This is a genomic window from Sinorhizobium sp. GQ132 (genome assembly GCF_059758575.1).
Map to the genome: position 1 here is coordinate 444061 of NZ_JCAXDX010000002.1, position 19432 is coordinate 463492.

At 62.8% G+C, this 19432-nt stretch carries 20 protein-coding genes and 1 other RNA gene; 15 read left to right on the forward strand and 6 right to left on the reverse strand.

All coding sequences use genetic code 11. The features are described from left to right. Positions 1 to 59: 59 nt before the first annotated feature. Positions 60 to 1256, forward strand: coding sequence for an efflux RND transporter periplasmic adaptor subunit (locus AC6CIG_RS06175; protein WP_127711981.1), 1197 nt, complete (start codon positions 60 to 62; stop codon positions 1254 to 1256). Next, positions 1253 to 4387: an efflux RND transporter permease subunit gene (locus AC6CIG_RS06180; protein ID WP_127711983.1), complete on the forward strand. Its 3135-nt coding sequence runs from the start codon at positions 1253 to 1255 to the stop codon at positions 4385 to 4387. Before AC6CIG_RS06175 ends, AC6CIG_RS06180 begins: the two co-directional genes overlap by 4 nt. Before the next feature lie 54 nt (positions 4388 to 4441). Here the strand turns inward: AC6CIG_RS06180 and AC6CIG_RS06185 are convergent, their stop codons facing one another. After that, complete coding sequence (locus tag AC6CIG_RS06185) at positions 4442 to 4876, reverse strand: anthrone oxygenase family protein (protein ID WP_127711985.1); 435 nt, start codon at positions 4874 to 4876, stop codon at positions 4442 to 4444. Positions 4877 to 5346: 470 nt separating this feature from the next. On the opposite strand from AC6CIG_RS06185, the gene AC6CIG_RS06190 reads away from it, so the two are divergent. Both AC6CIG_RS06190 and AC6CIG_RS06195 read left to right on the forward strand, forming a co-directional pair. After that, entirely contained in the window at positions 5347 to 6753 is a 1407-nt protein-coding gene (locus AC6CIG_RS06190) for an FAD-binding oxidoreductase (RefSeq protein WP_437411711.1), read from the forward strand. 100 nt (positions 6754 to 6853) lie between these two features. Further along, positions 6854 to 10588 (forward strand): AsmA family protein, encoded by a 3735-nt coding sequence (locus tag AC6CIG_RS06195; RefSeq protein ID WP_234841276.1) that lies wholly within the window; start codon positions 6854 to 6856, stop codon positions 10586 to 10588. A gap of 41 nt (positions 10589 to 10629) precedes the next feature. On the opposite strand, the gene AC6CIG_RS06200 is transcribed toward AC6CIG_RS06195, so the two are convergent. From AC6CIG_RS06200 to ssrA, 4 genes are all read right to left on the reverse strand, one after another. Continuing rightward, positions 10630 to 10872: a ribbon-helix-helix domain-containing protein gene (locus AC6CIG_RS06200; protein WP_127711991.1), complete on the reverse strand. Its 243-nt coding sequence runs from the start codon at positions 10870 to 10872 to the stop codon at positions 10630 to 10632. 82 nt (positions 10873 to 10954) lie between these two features. Then, the gene (locus AC6CIG_RS06205; RefSeq protein ID WP_127711993.1) at positions 10955 to 11170 is read right to left on the reverse strand and encodes a DUF4169 family protein; all 216 of its coding nucleotides are present in this window, start codon (positions 11168 to 11170) and stop codon (positions 10955 to 10957) included. 21 nt (positions 11171 to 11191) lie between these two features. Then, positions 11192 to 11707, reverse strand: coding sequence for an SspB family protein (locus AC6CIG_RS06210; protein ID WP_127711995.1), 516 nt, complete (start codon positions 11705 to 11707; stop codon positions 11192 to 11194). Positions 11708 to 11910: 203 nt separating this feature from the next. Beyond that, positions 11911 to 12270: a transfer-messenger RNA gene (ssrA, locus tag AC6CIG_RS06215) on the reverse strand. A 149-nt stretch (positions 12271 to 12419) separates the two neighbouring features. Here ssrA and AC6CIG_RS06220 point away from each other — a divergent pair. After that, a complete protein-coding gene (locus tag AC6CIG_RS06220; RefSeq protein WP_100671663.1) occupies positions 12420 to 12728 on the forward strand; it encodes a DUF2853 family protein in 309 nt (102 codons plus the stop codon). 113 nt (positions 12729 to 12841) lie between these two features. On the opposite strand, the gene AC6CIG_RS06225 is transcribed toward AC6CIG_RS06220, so the two are convergent. Next, a complete protein-coding gene (locus AC6CIG_RS06225) occupies positions 12842 to 13288 on the reverse strand; it encodes a DUF2267 domain-containing protein (RefSeq protein ID WP_127711997.1) in 447 nt (148 codons plus the stop codon). 301 nt (positions 13289 to 13589) lie between these two features. Between AC6CIG_RS06225 and AC6CIG_RS06230 the strand changes: the two genes are divergently transcribed. From AC6CIG_RS06230 to AC6CIG_RS06275, 10 genes are all read left to right on the forward strand, one after another. Then, entirely contained in the window at positions 13590 to 13796 is a 207-nt protein-coding gene (locus AC6CIG_RS06230; RefSeq protein WP_018095410.1) for a hypothetical protein, read from the forward strand. Positions 13797 to 13806: 10 nt separating this feature from the next. Next, positions 13807 to 14049 (forward strand): hypothetical protein, encoded by a 243-nt coding sequence (locus AC6CIG_RS06235; protein WP_018095409.1) that lies wholly within the window; start codon positions 13807 to 13809, stop codon positions 14047 to 14049. Between the two features lie 44 nt (positions 14050 to 14093). Further along, positions 14094 to 14312, forward strand: a complete 219-nt coding sequence (locus AC6CIG_RS06240; RefSeq protein ID WP_018095408.1) for a hypothetical protein — start codon at positions 14094 to 14096, stop codon at positions 14310 to 14312. Between the two features lie 160 nt (positions 14313 to 14472). Then, the gene (locus tag AC6CIG_RS06245) at positions 14473 to 15267 is read left to right on the forward strand and encodes a thymidylate synthase (RefSeq protein WP_018095407.1); all 795 of its coding nucleotides are present in this window, start codon (positions 14473 to 14475) and stop codon (positions 15265 to 15267) included. 62 nt (positions 15268 to 15329) lie between these two features. Further along, positions 15330 to 15935 (forward strand): glutathione S-transferase, encoded by a 606-nt coding sequence (locus AC6CIG_RS06250; RefSeq protein ID WP_018095406.1) that lies wholly within the window; start codon positions 15330 to 15332, stop codon positions 15933 to 15935. A 13-nt stretch (positions 15936 to 15948) separates the two neighbouring features. Further along, positions 15949 to 16491, forward strand: a complete 543-nt coding sequence (locus AC6CIG_RS06255; RefSeq protein ID WP_164867047.1) for a dihydrofolate reductase — start codon at positions 15949 to 15951, stop codon at positions 16489 to 16491. Positions 16492 to 16685: 194 nt separating this feature from the next. Then, on the forward strand, positions 16686 to 17774 hold the full coding sequence (gene hflK / locus AC6CIG_RS06260) for an FtsH protease activity modulator HflK (protein WP_018095404.1): 1089 nt from the start codon (positions 16686 to 16688) through the stop codon (positions 17772 to 17774). Beyond that, a complete protein-coding gene (gene hflC / locus AC6CIG_RS06265; protein ID WP_127712003.1) occupies positions 17771 to 18703 on the forward strand; it encodes a protease modulator HflC in 933 nt (310 codons plus the stop codon). Before hflK ends, hflC begins: the two co-directional genes overlap by 4 nt. 7 nt (positions 18704 to 18710) lie before the next feature. Beyond that, entirely contained in the window at positions 18711 to 18896 is a 186-nt protein-coding gene (locus tag AC6CIG_RS06270; protein ID WP_018095402.1) for a DUF2065 domain-containing protein, read from the forward strand. A gap of 5 nt (positions 18897 to 18901) precedes the next feature. Next, positions 18902 to 19288 (forward strand): ACT domain-containing protein, encoded by a 387-nt coding sequence (locus AC6CIG_RS06275; RefSeq protein ID WP_003534920.1) that lies wholly within the window; start codon positions 18902 to 18904, stop codon positions 19286 to 19288. The last annotated feature ends 144 nt before the right edge of the window (positions 19289 to 19432 follow it).

The following is a 19432-nucleotide window of genomic DNA, read 5'->3' on the forward strand; positions in this document are numbered from 1 at the left end:
AGCGCCCTTTTCTTTTGGAGGGCTTTTTCTTTTGGAGAGCTTTTCTTTTGGAGACATGAATGCGCTTTTGGAATCAGCTCGCGATCAGCGCCGTCGTCCTCGCCGTCGGGGGCGCCGCGTGGGTGCGCTTTGCGCCCGGCGCGGGTGAGACCTTGGCGGCGATCGGGGTTTCGCAACCGTTGATCGATGCGTTGTCGGGGCCAAAGGACGGCGAAGGGGCAAGGGGCGGTTCGGGCAATGGCGAGCGCGGGCAGGGTCGACGCAGCGGCTTCGCGGAAGCCCCCCTGGTCGTCGTTAAGCCTGCCGAGCGCGCCGTCGTCAACGACAGGCTGAACGCGATCGGCAACGGCGAAGCGATCCGCTCGGTTACCGTGACGCCGACCGCAACGGGAAATCTCACGGAAATACTGGTAAAGTCGGGCGACAGGATCACGGAAGGCCAGGTTATCGCGCGCCTCGACAGCGACGACCAGATGATCGCTGCCGAGCAGGCGCGGCTGACCCGCGACAGTGCCCGGGAGAAGGTCGAGCGCTACCGCAATCTCAGCACCGCGCGCGCAGTGACGGCCGTCGAGGTGCGTGATTCCGAGATCGCGCTGCAGGCAGCCGAACTGGCACTGAAAACCGCCGAGCTCGACCTGAAGCGTCGCGACATCGTGGCGCCCTCCAAGGGGGTGGTCGGGATCATCACCGTCAATATAGGAGATTACGTCACGACCTCGACGCCGATCGCCGTCGTGGACGACCGGTCGCAGATCCTCGTCGACTTCTGGGTGCCCGAGCGCTTCGCAGGCAAGATCTCCGTCGATCAGCCGGTGACCGCGAGCGCGATCGCGCAGCCAGGGCGTGCACTCCAGGGCGTCGTTCACGCGATAGACAACCGCCTCGACCCGGAGAGCCGGACGCTCCGGGTCCGGGCGCGACTCGAGAATCCGGATGACATGCTGCGCGCCGGCATGTCCTTTTCGGTCACCGTGGCATTCGACGGCGACCGATATCCCACCGTCGACCCGCTGGCGATCCAGTGGAGTTCCGAAGGCTCCTTTATCTGGCGGGTCAAAGGCGACAAAAGCGAGCGCGTGCCGATCAAGATCATCCAGCGCAATCCCGACAGGGTGCTTGTCGATGCGGACCTCGCCGAGGGCGACCGCGTCGTGACCGAGGGCGTGCAGCGGCTTCGCGACGGCGGCGTGGTGCGGATCGCCGGCGAGCCTGCGGCCGAGGCCGAGCAGAAGGTCGCGGGAGACGCGAAATGAATATCGGCATGGGAGGCCATCAACCAGGCGGAGGGCAGGGCGGAAGGACGGGTTTCACCGCGCTTTTCATCCGCCGGCCGATCTTCGCCCTGGTCGTCAACACGCTGATCGTCGTGGCCGGTCTTGCCGCCTGGAACGGCGTCGAAATCCGCGAACTGCCGCAGGTCGACCAGCCGGTGGTCTCTGTCACGACCGAGTTCGACGGCGCCTCGCCGGAAACGATCGACCGTGAAGTGACCTCGGCCATCGAAGGCGCCGTCTCGCGCGTGCAGGGCATCAAGGGCATTTCGTCTTCCTCGTCATTCGGGCGCAGCCGGGTGACGCTCGAATTCTCCGACACGACCGATATCGGCCAGGCGGCCAACGACGTTCGCGATGCGCTCGGCCGGATCACCGGCCAATTGCCTGATGATGCCGACGAGCCGCGCATCGTGAAGGCGGATTCCGACAGCCAGCCGATCATGCGCCTTGCATTGACCTCCGACACGATGAGCATGGACGACATGACGCTGCTCGTCGAGAACGAGATCAGCGACCGGCTGGCGGCGGTCGAAGGCGTTGCCGACGTCACCGTCTACGGCGACCAGGAGAAGATTTTCCGTATCGACCTGAATCAGGCGAAGCTCGCCGGACGCGGAGTCACCGTGGCCAATCTTCGCGAGGCGCTTTCCGACGCCTCCTACGATGTGCCGGCGGGCTCGCTGACGAGCGCAAGTCAGGACATTTCCGTTCGGGCGACGGCCGACCTCCAGACGCCCGAGCAGTTCGAAAACCTGATGCTCGGCAACAATGTCCGGCTTCGCGACGTCGCGACCGTGACCCTCGGCCCGGATACGGGCACTTCGGCACTACGCTCCAACGGCCGCGAGGGTATTGGCCTCGGCATCATCCGCCAGGCCCAGTCGAACACGGTCGATATTTCCGAGGGCGTGCGCAGCGTCGTGGACGCAATCTCCTCGGATATCCTGCCGCCCGGAACCGAGCTCAAGATCACCAGCGACGACGCGGTGTTCATCAACGGCGCCATCCATGAGGTGGAGATCGCACTCTTCGTCGCCGTTTTCATCGTCACCCTCGTCATCTACCTGTTCCTGCTCGACTGGCGCGCGACGCTCATCCCGACCATAACCATGCCGATCGCGCTGATCGGAACGGTGGCCGCGATCTATCTTGCGGGCTTTTCGATCAACATCCTGACGCTTCTGGCGATCGTGCTTGCGACCGGGCTCGTCGTCGATGATGCGATCGTGGTGCTCGAAAATATCGTGCGGCGCCGGGCCGAAGGCCTCGGTCCGCGCGCCGCCGCCGTCCACGGTACGCTCGAGGTCTTCTTCGCCGTGCTCGCAACCACGGCCACGCTGGCGGCCGTGTTCGTTCCGCTCTCCTTCCTGCCGGGGCAGACGGGCGGGCTCTTCCGTGAATTCGGCTTCGTGCTCGCCTTTGCGATCCTTCTGTCGTCCTTCGTCTCGCTGACGCTCTGTCCGATGCTCGCCTCGCGCATGCTGACGAAAGAGCCGCATGAGCATGAGGGGGTGATGCAGCGCTTCGGCCGGCGCGCTTCCGCCTTCTACCGCGTGACGCTTCGCGCCTGCCTCAACGCGCCGCTCATCGTCTTCGCGGTAGCCGCCTTCTTTACCGCCGCCGGCGCTTTGGGCTTTCTGACGCTCAAGTCGGAGCTGACGCCGAACGAGGACCGTTCGCAGGTCATGCTGCGGATCAACGCGCCGCAGGGCGTCTCGCTGGAATACACGCAGGCACAGCTACGCCGCATCGAAGAGGGCCTGCAGCCGCTGCTCAAATCCGGCGAGATCAGCAATGTGTTCTCGATTTCCGGTCAGGGCGGCTCGGCCAATAGCGGCTTCATGGTCCTGACGCTTGCCCCGTGGGAAGCGCGCGAGCGTACGCAGGGCCAGATCGTCGCCGACATCAACAGGGCGACCTCGAAGATCCCGTCGGTTCGCGCCTTCACCATCCAGGCGAACAGCCTCGGTATCCGCGGTGCCGGCAGCGGCCTGCAGGTCGCGCTTGTCGGCAACGATTACACGAAGCTGGGCGACGCGGCGGCGAAGCTCGTCAGGGCAATGGAGGATACCGGCCGCTTCGAGAATGTGAGGCTCAACTACGAGGCCAACCAGGCGCAATTGTCGGTGACGATCGACCGGGAGCGCGCCTCCGACCTCGGCGTGGACATAGGTGGCCTCTCCTGGGCGCTGCAGGCGATGCTCGACGGCAGCAGCGTCGTCGATATCTTCGTGGAAGGAGAGTCCTATCCGGTCAAACTGCTCTCTTCCACCGAGCCGCTCAACGACCCGACGGATCTGCAGAACATCTTCGTCAAGGCCGGCGACGGCCGCATCGTGCCGATGTCGTCCATCGCCACGGTCGAGGAGAAGGCAGTGGCGCCGCAGCTTTCCCGCGAATCGCAATTGCGCGCCGTTTCGCTGTCGGCCGGCCTGAAGTCCGATCTCGCACTCGGCGAGGCGCTGTCGATGGTCGAGGAGATGGCCGAACCCCTTCTGCCGCCCGGATCGCGGATCATGCCGCTTGCCGAGGCCGCGACGCTGGACGAGAACGCCAACGGCCTGTTCGTTACCTTCGGCTTCGCGCTCGTCATCATCTTTCTGGTGCTTGCGGCGCAATTCGAAAGCTTCGTGAGCGGCCTCATCATCATGTCGACCGTGCCGCTCGGTCTCGCCTGCGCCGTCTTCGCAATGATCGTGACCGGCAACACGCTCAACATCTACAGTCAGATCGGGCTCGTCATGCTGGTCGGCATCATGGCCAAGAACGGCATCCTGATCGTCGAGTTCGCCAACCAGCTCCGCGACCGTGGGCAGGACGTCCGCAGCGCCATCGAGAATGCCGCCAATATCCGTCTTAGGCCGGTGATGATGACAATGATCGCGACCGTCGTGGGCGCGGTACCGCTGGTTCTGGCAAGCGGTGCCGGCGCCGAAGCGCGCATCGCCCTTGGCTGGGTGCTCGTGGGTGGGTTGGGCCTGGCGGTGGTCGTGACGCTCTATCTGACGCCCGTCGCCTATCTGGTCATTGCCCGCTTTACCAAGCCGCATGCCGACGAGGAGCGGAAGCTGCTGGAGGAGATGAAGGCGGCCGAGGTGCTCAAGATCTGACATGGTCGAAATCTGAGGCAGCGGCAGGTGGCGCGGCGCAATTGCCGCGGATCGTCAGAAGCCGCCTGCTGCGGCAGCGAGATAGATGAGGGTAGCGAGCGCACCGAGGGCGCTGCGGCCGGCATGGAGCCTGCCCCAGCGCTCGATCAGTTCACGGGTTTCCGCATTCGCCTGATCCGGACGGGTCGTCTCCAGGCGCTGGTTGACGGGCATGATGACGAAAAGCGTATAGGGCCAGTTGAGTATGATGACGGCCGCTCCCAAGCCCCAGAGCGCATCGCCTGACTGCCACCATGCCACAGCGCCGAGGAGGCAGGAAACGATCGCGAGAGGAGCCTGCATCTCGAAGCCGCGCCGATAGGCGGGTACCCATTCCCGCAACGCTGCACTTCCGTCCAGCGCCAGTCTGGCAGGCTGTTCAGCCACATTGATGTAAATGGCGGCGCCGAAGAAAATCGACGCGGTGATCAAAGCAAGCAGCCCGAACATGCGAACGTTCTCCCTTTCCGGACATAATATCCTATAGGCCTGATATCCTATAGGCCTGCAAACAAAAGACGCATTCGCTGCGGTGCCCTGCAGTCGGCCGGACTTGTGACAAGCCGGTATCACCGGCGGTAATTTTTTGACGCGATGCCGCTCCAAACGGGTGAACTTCTGGACAAAGTGATTCCGATTTGCACAGTAGCCCATTGAAATGTAAGCGCTTCCGGTCGGCCGGGTGGCTGGGGCGCGTGCGGACAAGGACGGTGTCGATCTTCGAAGCCGTCCAAAGCGCCCGCGACGGATTTGCGAGAGTGGAGGCGGGAGAGTGAGCCCTCGCGTATTTTCCTTGTCGCGCCGGACCGGGTGCCCTTAATTCGAGTGCGAATTGGGGATAGATTGTGCGGGCGCTCAAGACGAAAGAGCGCTCTTCCGGGGCCGCGAAGGCGCATCGGGAGATGAGAAGGAGAATTTTCGTGGCGGTGAACGCAATCCGGGCAGGGGCGAGAAACGAGAACGGTATCGCTGCGGCCAAAACACACCTCGCCACACGCTTCGGAGATCGATTCCAGACCGGTGAAGCGATCCGGGCCCAGCACGCCCACACGACGACCTACATTCCCGCGCAGATGCCCGATGCCGTGGTTTTCCCCGAAAGTGCAGCCGAGGTGCGCGAGGTCGTGGAGATCGCGTGTGAATACCGCGTGCCGCTCATTCCCTTCGGAACGGGCTCCTCGCTCGAAGGTCACGTCAACGCGCCCCATGGCGGCATCTCGGTCGACATGATGCGGATGAACCGGGTGCTTGCGGTCAATGCCGACGACCTGGACTGCACGGTGGAGCCGGGCGTGACGCGGGAGGAACTCAACAGCTACCTGCGCGACACCGGTCTCTTCTTCCCGATCGATCCGGGCGCAAACGCCTCGATCGGCGGCATGGCGTCGACGCGTGCATCGGGCACCAATGCGGTGCGCTACGGTACCATGAAGGAAAACGTGCTCGCCGTCACGGCCGTCGTCGCCGGCGGGCGCGAAATCAGGACGGCCCATCGGGCGCGCAAGTCGTCGGCCGGCTATGACCTCACGCGCCTCTTCGTCGGCGCGGAAGGCACCCTCGGCATCCTCACTTCGATCACGCTGCGCCTGCAGGGCATACCGGAGGTGATTTCCGGCGGCGTCTGCCCTTTTCCGACGATTGCCGACGCCTGCAACGCCGTGATCCTGACGATCCAGTCCGGCATCCCGGTGGCGCGCATAGAACTCCTGGACGCGTTGCTGATGAGGGCGTGCAATGCCTATTCGGGCCTGACCTACCAGGAAACGCCCACCCTTTTCGTCGAATTCCACGGCAACGGGGAGAGCGTCGAGCTGCAGTCCCGTCAATTCGCCGAAATAGCGTCGGAATTCGGTTCTACGGGTTTCATCTGGACGACCAATCCGGAAGAGCGGGCACGGCTCTGGAAGGCACGGCACAACGCATACTGGGCGCAGAAGAGCCTCATGCCCGGGCGCGCCATTCTCTCCACCGACGTCTGCGTGCCGATCTCGCGTCTTGCCGACTGCGTCGCGGCGACGCATGAAGACATTGCTGCGCATGGTTTGGTCGCGCCGATCGTCGGGCACGCCGGCGATGGAAATTTTCATGTGGGGCTGCTCTTCGACGACACGGATGCGGCTGACGTGGCGCAGGCGGAGGCTTTCGTCGAGCGGCTGAATGGGCGGGCGCTCTCCATGGACGGCACCTGTACGGGCGAACATGGGATCGGGCAGGGCAAGATGCCGTTTCTTGCGGCCGAACTCGGCGATGCGCTGGATCTGATGCGGCAGATCAAACGCTCTCTCGATCCCGACAACATCTTCAATCCGGGCAAGATCTTTGCCTGAGACTTGCAAAACCGGCTCAAAGCCGCAATGCAAGGGACGGACGAACTGACGGGAATGTGACACGGTGCTGGCGCGAATTCTGGTTACCCTCGGAGGACTGTTGGTCGTCGCGCTCTTTGCCGCGCTGATCGCACCCCTGTTTATCGACTGGACCAGCTTCCGGGCCGATTTCGAGCGGGAGGCAAGCCGCATCATGGGCAAGCCCGTGGTGGTCCATGGCAGCGTCGATGCGCGTCTCATTCCCTTTCCTACGGTCACGCTCAACGACGTGCGCGTCGGAGCGAGCGACGGCGGCGCACCGCTGATTCAGGTCGCGCAGTTTTCGATGAGCGCCGAGCTTGCGCCCTTCCTGAGCGGCGAGGCACTGATCTTCGACATGCGCCTCGACCGGCCGAAGGCGCGGCTCCGGCTCCAGCCCGATGGCACGCTGGATTGGGCACGCGGGTCGCGCGCCGCGATTCCCGCCAACACGGTCATCCTGGAGAGGGTGGAGATCGCCGACGGCGAGATCGAGTTCGTGGATGAACAGACGGGGCGCACGCGCCGGGTCAGTGAGCTTTCCGCCGACCTCTCGGCCCGCACGCTCGCCGGGCCCTGGAGGGTCGAGGGCCGTGCGACGCTCGACGGTGAGGCGGGAAGCTTCTCATTGACGAGCAACACCGTCGACGAGACGGGCGCCTTGAGCCTGCGGGCGCGGCTGGTGCCGGACGAACGGCCCTTCGGCGTGGAGCTCGACGGCGATCTGAAGATCGTCGATTTCAGACCGGTTTATGCCGGGCGCTTCACGCTCACGGAGAACCGGCCCGCCAGCGAGGTCAAGGCGGACGGCGCCCTTCGTATCAACGGCGAGTTCCAGCTTACCAATGAAAGCATCCGCGTACCGGAATACCATTTCGAAATAGGGCCGCCCGACGATCCCTATATCGTCACCGGCGAGGCGACGCTCGACACCGGCAAGGACCAGCGGTTCCTGCTGATCGCCGACGGCCAGCAGATCGATGTCAGCCGCATCGGCAATTCCGGCAGCAGCGGCAAGACGGGGCGCGATCCGGCCGTCTCGCTACGCCAGCGGATCGACGCAATGCTGGCGATCGCCGCCGATATCCCGATCCCGCAGGTGCCGGGACGCGCCAGTCTGAAACTTCCGGCGATCGTGATCGGCGACACGACGGTGCGCGACGTTCGCCTTGACGTCCGGCCCGACGGCGCCGGCTGGATCGTCGACAATGCGGTCGCACTCCTGCCCGGCCGCACGCAACTGGAAGCCAAGGGCCGGCTGAGCCTCAAGGAACAGCGCTCCTTTCGCGGGGACCTCGTCATCGCTTCGAACCAGCCGTCGGGATTCGCGAACTGGCTGGCGGGATCGGTCGATCCGGCGATACGCACGCTGAAAACGGCCGGGTTTTCGGCGACGGTCAATCTGACGGACACTCTGCAGCAGTTCGAAAACCTTGAAGTGGCGGCAGGTCCGGCCACGTTGCGCGGCAGGATCGAGCGCCAGTCCTTCGCCGAGCAGCCGCCCGCGCTGTCGCTGCAGTTGAAAGGCAACCGCATAGATATGGAGGCGCTTCAGGCCCTCGCCGGGCTTGTCGCGGGCGACGCCTCCACCGGGACGTTGCTGCAGCATGCCATCGCCGCCGATCTTTCCGCCGAGACATTCTCCGCCTTCGGTGAGGAAGCGCAGGACGTTCAGGCGGTACTCACCTTCAAGAACGGCCAGCTGCAGGCGGAGCGCGTGGCGATCGGCGCTCTTTCCGGCGCACAGCTTGCGTTTTCCGGCCGCATCAGCGGCGGGCTCGAAAAACCGGTCGTGTCGGCGAAGATGAAACTCGCCGCGGAGGAGCTTACGCCCTTCCTCGAAATGATCGGACGGCATAGCGCGGCCCATCCGGCGCTGGCACGGCTGATCAAGGCCGGACCCTATTACTCGGACGCTGCTTTCGACGTAACGCTGACGGCCGGCAACAAGGAGGGGAACGCACCCTTCACCTTCGGCGTGATCGGGACCGCCAACGGAGGCAAGATAGCCGCCAGCTATCAGGCGCCCGATGTCGCCCAGGCGCTCGCCGGCCAGGGCATGCTGCTGGAGGCGACGCTCGAGAATCCGCAGACATCCGTTCTCCTGGGGCAGGCCGGATTGGACCCGCTGCCCTTCGAAGCGGACGCAAACGGCATTCTTGCTATAAAGCTGCAGAGCACGGAGGGCTCGAAGGCAAATGGTTCGCTGACCTTCACCACGGAGCGGACGTCGCTTGCGGCGAACGGTGTCTTCGATCTTGCGCGCGCGCACTACCTCGAAGGGCAGGGGAAGCTCACCCTGAAATCCGAGGACCTGGAGCCCTATCTGCTGTTGCAGGGCATCGGGCTGCCGCAGATGGGCAGCGGTTTGCCGGTAACGGTCTCGGCCGAGTTTGCGACCGATGCCGAAAAAATCGCAGTCACCGCAATCGAGGGCAAAGCCGACCAGAACGGCTTTGCCGGCGCGCTTTCGATCGACCGCAAGGTCCTCGGCAAGGCGCAAGGGGAGCTTTCGGTCGATGCCCTCGATCTCGCCTGGCTCGGCGAAGGAATTCTGGGGCAGGTTCACGACGCAAGCACCGGGGGACTGGCGCTGGCACCGGTCGTAAAACCGGCATGGACCGGGCTCGATGTGGCGCTCAACGTAAGTGCGAAGCGCTTCTGGCCAGGCGTCTACGGTCCGGTGACCGGCTTTGCCGGGAAGCTGCAATGGAAGGGCGATGAACTCGCACTCAGCGATGCGACGGGAGACTGGCTGGGGGGCAAGCTCGCGGGGCGGCTGCAAATCGGCAATGCCAACGGCTCCGGCTACCTGCGCTCGAAGTTCGATCTCACAGGTGCCGACATTGCCGAAACGGGTTGGGTACGGCCGACGGGCCCGGTGGCGACCGGCCGCTTCGATCTTGCCGTGGCGATGGAGGCTGCCGGCGCAACGCCGCAGGCAATGGTGCAATCGCTCAGCGGATCTGGAACGGCGACCTTCAACGGGCTTACGCTCAACGGCATCAATACGGCGGCGCTGCCGCAACTGATGGCGGCGGCGGACGCAATGAAGACCGATATCTCGCCCGATGCGATCCGCAAGGCTGCGGAGAACCTGCTCTTCACCGGCCAATCGGTCGTCGGCGCTGTGAAGGTGCCCTTCGGCATTGCAGGCGGAACCGTCAGGGCGCAGAACGTCACCGCCGGTGATGGCAACGCCGCTTTCAGCGGGGAGGCCGCTTTCGACTTGCCTGCAGGGCGAATGAGCGGGGCGATCGATCTGACCTTCCGTCCCGGCGAGGAGGCGCTTGCGGGAGCCGAGCCTCGCGTCCGGTTCTCCTATGCCGGGCTGCTTGCATCGCCCGGCGTGACGGTCGATGTCACTGAGCTGTCGAACTTCCTGTCGCTCAGAGCCTTCGAGCGCGAGCGCAGGCGTGTCGAGACACTACAGGCGAATGTGCTCGAAAAGCAACGCTTGCGCCGCGAGGTCGCGCTTTACCGGGCGCGCGCGGCGGAGCGTGAGCAGCAGCGCTTGCGGACGATCGCCGAGGAGCGCCGCCGTCAGGCAGCGGCGGCGGAAGCGGCGCGGATGCGGGCGGAGGCGGAAGCACGGGCGGCCGCTGAACGCCGTGCGGAGGATGAGGAGCGGCTGAGAATGCGGCAGCTGCCGCCGCGCAGCATCGGTCGCCAGCAGACGCCTGTCGCTCCGTCGCAGGATGCCCGGCGCGGCGGCCAGCTGCCATCGCCTTCCGGCAACCCGGGCGGGCAAAATGCCGGACCACCGGCTGGTCAGGGCCTGAATTTCGATTTGCTTCCCGACATTACCGTGCAGTAGCAGGCGACCGGCCAGCAACGGCATCGTTCCCGGAGGTGGCTCTATGCCTCGCGCACCGTCCCTTCGCGTGCCTTGACCCAGGCGAGCACATAGACCCGTAAGGCCGACGACAGATTTCCATCCTGGCCGCGGCCGTCGTCGATCTCGGCAATGAGCCGCGCGAGCGGCATGTCGCGGTCCTTGGCGATGGATTTCAATTCCAGCCAAAAGGGTTCTTCGAGAGTGAAGCTGGTGCGGTGTCCGTGCAAGGTGGCCGAATGCTTGACGACCTTCCCCATGCTCATAAACGGATTCAAGCGGCTGCCGATTGGATTCGGAAAGCTGCCGCAAGTCCTTGAGTGGGAATCGCTTTTGCGGCTGCGGTCGTCACGGCTTCTTCCGGTCGATTGAAGCCTCGCCGCCCGCTTGCTCGAGCCTGCCGTGATCAAGCGTCTTTGCGGCCTTTTCGTTCAAGGCCTTGGTCAGGGCCTTCTCGGTCTTGCTGCGGCCGAAGGTAAGGCGATTCTGCTCGGCCTGCTTTTCCTTTTCAGTCCGAGCCTGGCGTTTGCGGAACTGACGCAGATTGATCACGTCGCCGGCCATGGTCCGCGCCTCCTCGCGTCGTCAGTTTTTCTTGCGGAAGGAATCGAGCGAGACGACGGAAGCGCCGCCGCCCTTCGGGCCGTCGGGTTTTTCCGTGCTTTCGTCAGTTGCGGCCTCGGCAGCTTCGTCGAGCGGATAAGCGGTTATTTCCGCCGAATCGGTTTCTTCTTCCTCGCCGGCCGCCACATCGAACTCCAGTTCGAAGTTGACCGAGGGATCGTAGAAGCCGCGAATTGCATTGTACGGGATCACAAGCTTTTCCGGTGTGTCCGAGAACGAAAGGCCGATTTCGAAGCCGGTCTCGGTAACCTTCAGATCCCAGAACTGGTGCTGGACGACGATCGTCATCTGTTCCGGATATTTGGCCTTGAGATGTTGCGAGATCCGGACACCGGGCGCACCGGTCAGGAACGTAATGAAGAAGTGGTGATCGCCGGGCAGGTGGCCCGTAGCGGAAACTTCGGCCAACACCTTGCGAATGACGCCGCGAAGCGCGTCCTGCGCCAGAATGTCGTAGCGAATATGGTCCTGGCCCATTTGGTCCCCGTTCTCTTCAAGTCACTTGATGCATGATTCCTGCAACCGGAACTCCATTCAGGAAATCATGCAGCGATTCAAGGTGCTACAGCCAAACCTGCGCCTTGACTAGGTCGGCGCCGTGGCCTGCTCCTTCATTGCCCGTCTGTTTATGACGAGTCAATTATTGAGGCATCTATAGACCATTTCACGACAGGGGAGAAGGTGAAGGCTTCTGTTGCCAGGTGCCTTCGGACCCCGCCTTACGGTGCTACCCGGAAGGACTTGATTTGAAGTGTCGCACCGCCGTTAGGCAGCGAGACGTGCTTCAGCATAGTTGTCGTTTGCAACTATAAGTTTAGCCCGATAACGGTGGTACAATGCCGAGCAAAAAGTCGATCTTTACGCCCTTGTCGATCCTATTTCGCCCCCATCAAAAGCCGGTCTGCACCAGGCCGGTTTTTGGTGGAGGCGCCGGGTACCGCCCCCGGGTCCAATGGGTTTATTGCATCGCCCGTTTATTGCCATAGCCGCCCGAAGACGGCATTCGTCATATAGGTCTTTCCGCGTCCCAAGAAAAGGGCTTCTCGAGGGAAATGACGGATTTATGTCGGTCTCGCCAACTCCGCACGAAATGCTTGACTTACACGAGCGGCGTGAAAAACTCCGCCTGCTGCACGCGGTTCGCGAGAAGGGCGGCAGCTTTTGAGAGCAAGTGCAAAGTGGAGGCTTCATGACTGATTATCTTGCGGACGTGCAGAAGTATGACAGCAGCGCCGACGAAGCAGTTGTCAACAAGATCGTGCGCCATCTCGGTATCGCCCTTCGCAACAAGGATTCCGCCCTCGTTTCGGCGTCGGATCCAAAAGAACTGGAACGCGTCAAGGAAAAGTGGTGCGAGAAGAAACTCGGCGTCGGCGGGTCAGATGCAGATGCCGCTGTTGCTGCGGCGGCCAAAGCGATGGCGGATGATCGCAGCAAGTCGCGTGTGACCTTCTACTATCTGGTCGCCAAGAATCTGGGCAAGCTCCAGACCCTCTGATCCAGGTTGGCCGGCAAAGCGCTATCCGGTCGGCGACGAGCCGGCCGGGCGCCATAGCTGCCCCGGCGGCGCCGTGACCCGGCGCCGATCTCTTTTATTCGCCCCCGTTTCGGCTATTCGCGGGCGCCGATGCTGTCGGGCCATAGCGACTGGATTTCTTTGGGCAAGGCGTCGCGTACCTTTGCAGTCTGGCCAAGGTCGACATGCCGTGCCAGGACCCGAAATACGCTACGCGCCGCGTCGGCCGGATCGACCGGCCGCGTATCCTTCATACCCTGCGCGATCCGGGCGAGAAATTCGTCGAGCGAACGAGTGCCCTTGTCCGGCGGGTGGTTCGGCCGGTATTGATCGTAGTAGGCGCCTCGTACGATCAGCGGAAGTTCCGCGCCGAGATGGGCCGCGATTTCCGGAGGAAGCCGGTCCCGCAGGACCCGCAGCACAACTGACAGGATGTGCCAGGCGACTTTCCGGTCCGGACCGTGTTGTTCCATGATCTCGCCGAGCCAGATATGGGTCGTTTGCAGTGTCTTCTCGAAGACGTCGAGACCTGTGGCGCTCATCGTCACCTCCCTTGCTTGATGGCTGAAGCGCAACTGCACGGCTCTTTGGTGGGACCGGTTCAGGCGGTCAGAGCCCGTTCAGGCGTGAACATGCAGAAATTCGCGTCCCGCGAGGAACGCGGCGCTGTAGATTGGCCTAACAGCCATCCGCGGCGATTGTTTCGCCGCTGCCGATAAATACTGCTCCGCCTCGTGCTGCCGAAGGGGGCCGCGATTGCGGAACATTCACGGTTCAGTGCGGTTAAACGAGGAAGTGAACCAGGGGTGCCCCGGAACAAGTCGCAGAGCAGGAGGAAGGCCGATGACATCGTCCAAACATCCGAAGACACGCCGCCCGAGCGACAAGGACCTGAAGCAGGATCCCGGGATCGGACGCACGAAGGGCATTGGTGGACCGTCGGACTACGAAGCCCTGAAACGCGGCAACACTATCGAAGGAGATGTCGCGAACGACACGACCGCGCAAGGCGGCGCAAACCCGGACCAGCGCGGTCGCAGCAACAAATAGGAGCAAGGCAATGGTCGGCAGAAAGACGCAAGAGCAGCAGAAGCGCGTGCTGCAGGGCCGCGAGAACACCTCCAACGCAGACAAGGACTTCAATGCCGAAGCGGATCTGCAACGTTCCGACGCTTTGAGAAAGGCGCAACGCAAGGGACAGGATTTGAGCACCGAGCATGGCGATGCCCGCGAGGCGGACGATCGCAGCATTCTGCGTGGGAAGAATCAGGAGAGCAGGCATCACAAGGGCGCCGGCGACTGATGGAACTGGCCGGCATTTCCGAGAATAGCTGAAAGGAGACTGCGATGGCTCACGCCAGCAAGAAGAACATGGGAAAGCCCGACAAGGGCAAGGGCGACGGTAGCGGTGCGAAAACCGAACTGAAGGAAGGCATCCTCGGCGAAAACGACGTCCTGTCGAACAGGGACAAGGCCCAGCATTCCGACTCGCGGGGCCTCGACGAGAGGGCGGTAAGGAACGAGCAGTATCAGGACCACGCCGCAAACCGACGCCCGTCGAAATGAACCGCCGGGCGCGTATGCCGGAGGTCTTGGGGCTGGTTGGCCCGACCGACGGACGGTCGTGCATGGCGACGCGAAGTGCGGGAAAACACCTTTCCACCATTGGTTCGCGCGGCGGTTCGTTCTATTTTCGACGCTACGAACGAATCGTCGGCGGAAAAGCATGCGACAATATCTCGATCTCCTCGAACATGTGATCACAACGGGAACCGACCGGGGCGACCGTACGGGTACGGGCACGCGCTCCGTTTTCGGCTATCAGATGCGCTTCGACCTGTCGCAGGGTTTTCCGGTACTGACCACCAAGAAGCTGCATCTGCGCTCGATCATTCACGAGCTTCTCTGGTTCCTCAGGGGCGACACGAACGTCGCCTATCTCAAGGAAAACGGGGTGAGCATCTGGGACGAATGGGCGGACGAAAACGGCGAGCTCGGACCGGTCTACGGCTATCAATGGCGCTCCTGGCCGACGCCCGGCGGCGGACATATCGATCAGATCGCGGCGCTCGTCGAAGGCCTGAAGACCAATCCTAATTCCCGCCGCCACATCGTTTCGGCCTGGAATCCGGCACTTGTGGACGAAATGGCGCTCCCGCCATGCCACTGCCTGTTCCAGTTCTACGTGGCGGACGGGAAGCTCTCCTGTCAGCTCTACCAGCGCTCGGGCGATATCTTTCTCGGCGTACCCTTCAATATCGCTTCCTACGCTCTGCTGACGATGATGGTGGCGCAGGTGACAGGGCTCGAAGCCGGCGATTTCGTTCATACGCTTGGTGACGCACATATCTACCGCAACCACTTCGAACAGGCGCAGCTGCAACTGACGAGAACGCCGAAGGCGCTGCCGAAAATGGAAATAAATCCGGCGGTGAAGGATATATTTTCGTTTAGATTCGAAGACTTTGAGCTCGTCGGCTACGAAGCCGATTCACATATCAAGGCGCCGGTCGCGGTCTAGCTAAGCACTCCGGGCAAAGCCGGTTCCCGCGTCTCCCGGTGGTGCCCCAATGGGAGGTTTCCATGCTGACGCTGATCCACGCGCCTTTGTCGCGCTCATCGCGCATCATCTGGCTGCTCGAAGAACTTGGTGCCGACTACGACATCCGTTATGTCGATATTCGCCGTTGGGACGGATCCGGCGGCCCGGATGAGAACAATCCGCATCCGCACAAGCAGGTGCCGGCACTCCTTCACGACGGGACATTGATCTGGGAGTCGGTCGCGGTCGTGCAATATCTGACGGATCTCTATCCCGATTGCAGCCTGAGCCGGCCGCCGGGACATCGTGAGCGCGGCGCCTATCTGTCGTGGCTCGCCTACTATGCCGGCGTCATCGAGCCGACCGCTCTCGCTCATATATCCGGAGTGACGGTGAACAATCCGGGGCTTGCGAGGCTTTACACCGAAATGTGTGCGCATGTGATCGACGCGCTTACGCGGCACACCTATCTCCTTGGTGAATCGATGAGCGCGGCCGATCTGTTGCTCGCAAGCGCATTGCAGTGGATGCGCAAGATCCTGCCGGAAAGCGACGTGATAGATCGCTATATTCGCGTCGTCACGGACCGGGCGGCACTGGTTCGCGCGCGTGAAATCGACAGCAAGCCGAGTGGTTTTCATGACTGAGGCGGAGCAGAAGATGGCTACCCGACCGAAGATCGTTTTCGTCGTCGCTGTCGCGGCGAATGGGGTCATAGGCCGCGAGGGCGATCTGCCCTGGCGGCTCTCGACCGATCTCAAGCGCTTCAAGGCGCTGACGATCGGCAAGCCGGTCGTCATGGGACGCAAGACCTGGGCCTCGCTCGGGCGACCCTTGCCCGGCAGGCCGAACATCGTCATCAGCCGCAACCCCGATTTCGAAGCTCTCGGCGCGGAGGTGGCGCCGTCGCTGGAAGTGGCGCTCACGATCGCTGGGGAGCGGGCGGCCGCGGTCGGGGCCGACGAGATCTGCATCATTGGGGGCGGCGAGATCTATCGTCAGTCGATCGGCATGGCCGATGTGCTGCACGTGACCGAAGTGCAAGCGGAGGTGGATGGCGATACACGCTTCCCTTCTATCGACCCGGCGATTTTCGAAAAGGTGCTGGAGGAAGACCTTCCGCGCGGCGAGAAAGACAGCCATGCGATGCACTTCGTGACCTGGCGCCGCCGCACGTCGCCGCCAGAAGGTGCCGGAGCCTGACCGGTCTCGGCGCTTATCCACGCACTTGCCTATCGCTGCGGCGGGAGCGGTGAACAATTTTAACGCATTTACGGTGAACTCGGCCGTATCGCGTTGAAAGCAATGCACATGATACCTATAACGGGTTCACATCGTGACCGGCCGCAATGCCTGCGGGGCGTTCAGCGACAGAGTTTCTTGGAAGTGAGGATTTAATGCCCTGGAGCAATCAGAATGGCGGCGGCGGCGGCCCGTGGGGCGGCGGCGGCGGCAATCAGGGGCCATGGGGCCAGGGGCCCAACCGGCCACGCGGCGGAAAAGGTGGTCCGCCGGATCTGGAAGAGATCATCCGGCGTGGCCAGGATCAGTTGAAAAACGTGGTTCCGGGAGGCTTCAACGGCGGGATCTTCGTCATCGTAGGCCTGTTGGTCCTCGGCTTCGTTCTGCTGAATTCCATCTATACCGTTCAGCCGGATGAACGCGGCGTCGAGATGCGCTTCGGCAAGCCGAAGGAAGAAATCTCCATGCCGGGCCTGCATTATCACTTCTGGCCGCTCGAAACCGTCGAGATCGTTAAGGTGACGGAGCAGCAGCAGAATATCGGCGGCCGCACGGGCCAGTCGAATGCGGGCCTGATGCTCAGCGGCGATCAGAACATCGTCAACGTGCAGTTCTCGGTGCTGTTCTCGGTTACCGATCCGAAGGCCTATCTCTTCAATGTCGAAAACCCGGCCGACACGCTGCAGCAGGTGGCCGAAAGCGCAATGCGCGAGGTCGTCGGCCGCCGTCCGGCCCAGGATATCTTCCGCGACAACCGCCAGGCGATCGCCGCGGACGTGAAAAACACGATCCAGGCGACGATGGACACTTACGGCGCCGGCATATCGGTGAATACCGTTGCGATCGAGGACGCCGCGCCGCCGCGTGAAGTGGCCGATGCCTTCGACGAAGTGCAGCGCGCCGAACAGGACGAGGACCGCTTCGTGGAAGAGGCGAACCAGTACGCCAACCAGGTGCTCGGCAGGGCTCGCGGCCAGGGCGCCCAGATCCGCGAAGAGGCGGCCGCCTACAAGGACCGCGTCGTCAAGGAAGCTCAGGGTGAGGCTCAGCGCTTCATCTCGGTCTACGACGAATATTCCAAGGCTCCCGAGGTCACGCGCAAGCGGCTTTACATCGAAACGCTGCAAGGCGTTCTCGGCAAGTCCAGGAAGGTCATTCTGGACGAGAAGAACGGCCAGGGCGTGCTGCCCTACCTGCCGCTCAACGAAATCGGCAGGCCCGTTCAGTCGGGAGGAAACCAATGATCAACAATCGCAGCTCAATAATCCTGATCGTCCTCGCCGCCGTCCTGTTCGTCGTCTATTCCTCGGTCTTCGTCGTGAACGAGCGCCAGCAGGCGATCGTCGTTCGCTTCGGTCAGATCCGGGAGGTGAAGAGCGAACCGGGTCTTTATTTCAAGCTTCCATTCGGCTTCATGGACGCCGATCGCGTCCAGTATGTCGAAGACCAGGCACTCCGTTTCGACCTCGACAATATCCGCGTGCAGGTCTCCGGTGGCAAATTCTACGAGGTGGATGCATTCGTCGTCTACAAGATCGCCGATCCCCGCCGCTTCCGGCAGACGGTTTCCGGAGACCGGGAATCTGCGGAGTCCCGGCTTAGGACGCGCCTCGATGCGTCGCTGCGCCGGGTTTACGGTCTGAGGGGATTCGAGGCGGCGCTTTCCGACGAACGCGCATCGATGATGCGTGAGGTCCGTACGGACCTCAGCGCGGATGCCGAGTCGCTTGGTCTCAACATCGAGGACGTGCGCATCCGCCGTACGGACCTGACCCAGGAAGTCTCCCAGCAGACCTACGAACGGATGAAGGCGGAACGTCTGGCCGAAGCCGAACTGATCCGTGCCCGGGGCAACGAGGAAGGCCAGCGACGCCGCGCGATCGCGGATCGTCAAGTGGTCGAGATCGTTGCCGAAGCGCAGCGTGATTCGGAAATCCTGCGCGGTGAGGGCGAAGCGGAGCGGACGCAGATATTTGCCGACGCATTCCAGCGCGATCCGGGCTTCTTCGAGTTCTACCGGTCGATGGCTGCCTATGCGCAGTCGATCGGCAGCCCGGAAACAACCATCGTGCTGTCGCCGCATTCGGAATTCTTCCGTTATTTCAACAGCGCGGACGGTGCGGACCAACCGCCACCGGGCCCGGGCCTGGCGGCGCCGACCACCGCAGATTGAGCGGACGATGTCCGACTTTCTGACCGGTCTGGCTTTTTTCCTGATCATCGAGGGGCTGGTGTACGCACTGGCCCCTTTGGTTTTGGTGGAACTGGCGAGGCGATTGCCGTATGTCCCTGAACATCAGCTCCGATTGGCCGGATTGACTTCGGTGGCCGTCGGCGTCGGGCTCGTATGGTTGCTTCGAGGATAATGCGAATGCCACATAAATTGCTCATCCGGCTGGTCGATGCCGAATATGCCATTACCCGTTTGAATGTCGGATCCGCGATTCCGGAGTGGCTGCCGGGCCCGGGATTCTGGACGGTTTCCAGTTCCCGCGAGGAAATGACGCTTGTCTGTCGTGCCGCCCGTGTCCCATCGAGCGTGCAGAGTTCGCTCGGCTGGCGCTGCTTCCGCATCGAGCAGCATTTCAGTTTCGACGTGCCCGGCGTTCTGTCGTCGGTGCTGCGACCGCTTTCGGAGGCAGGTGTCGGCGTCTTCGCCAATTCGACCTTCAGCACCGATTACGTCTTCGTCGCGGGGTCCAATCTCGAGCAGGCCGTGGAGGCTCTGAAAGAGCACGGGCACGAAATAACCATCTGAGGCGCCGCCTGTTCGCTGCCCGGATCAGGAAATCGTGTTTGGACGCTTCGGAATTCCGCCGTATCTTCAAGAGAAGGTTCGCGTGATGCGCGTCTCGATCGGGTCGCGCTGCGCTGTAGTTCGTTGCAGCCGAACGATGTTCAT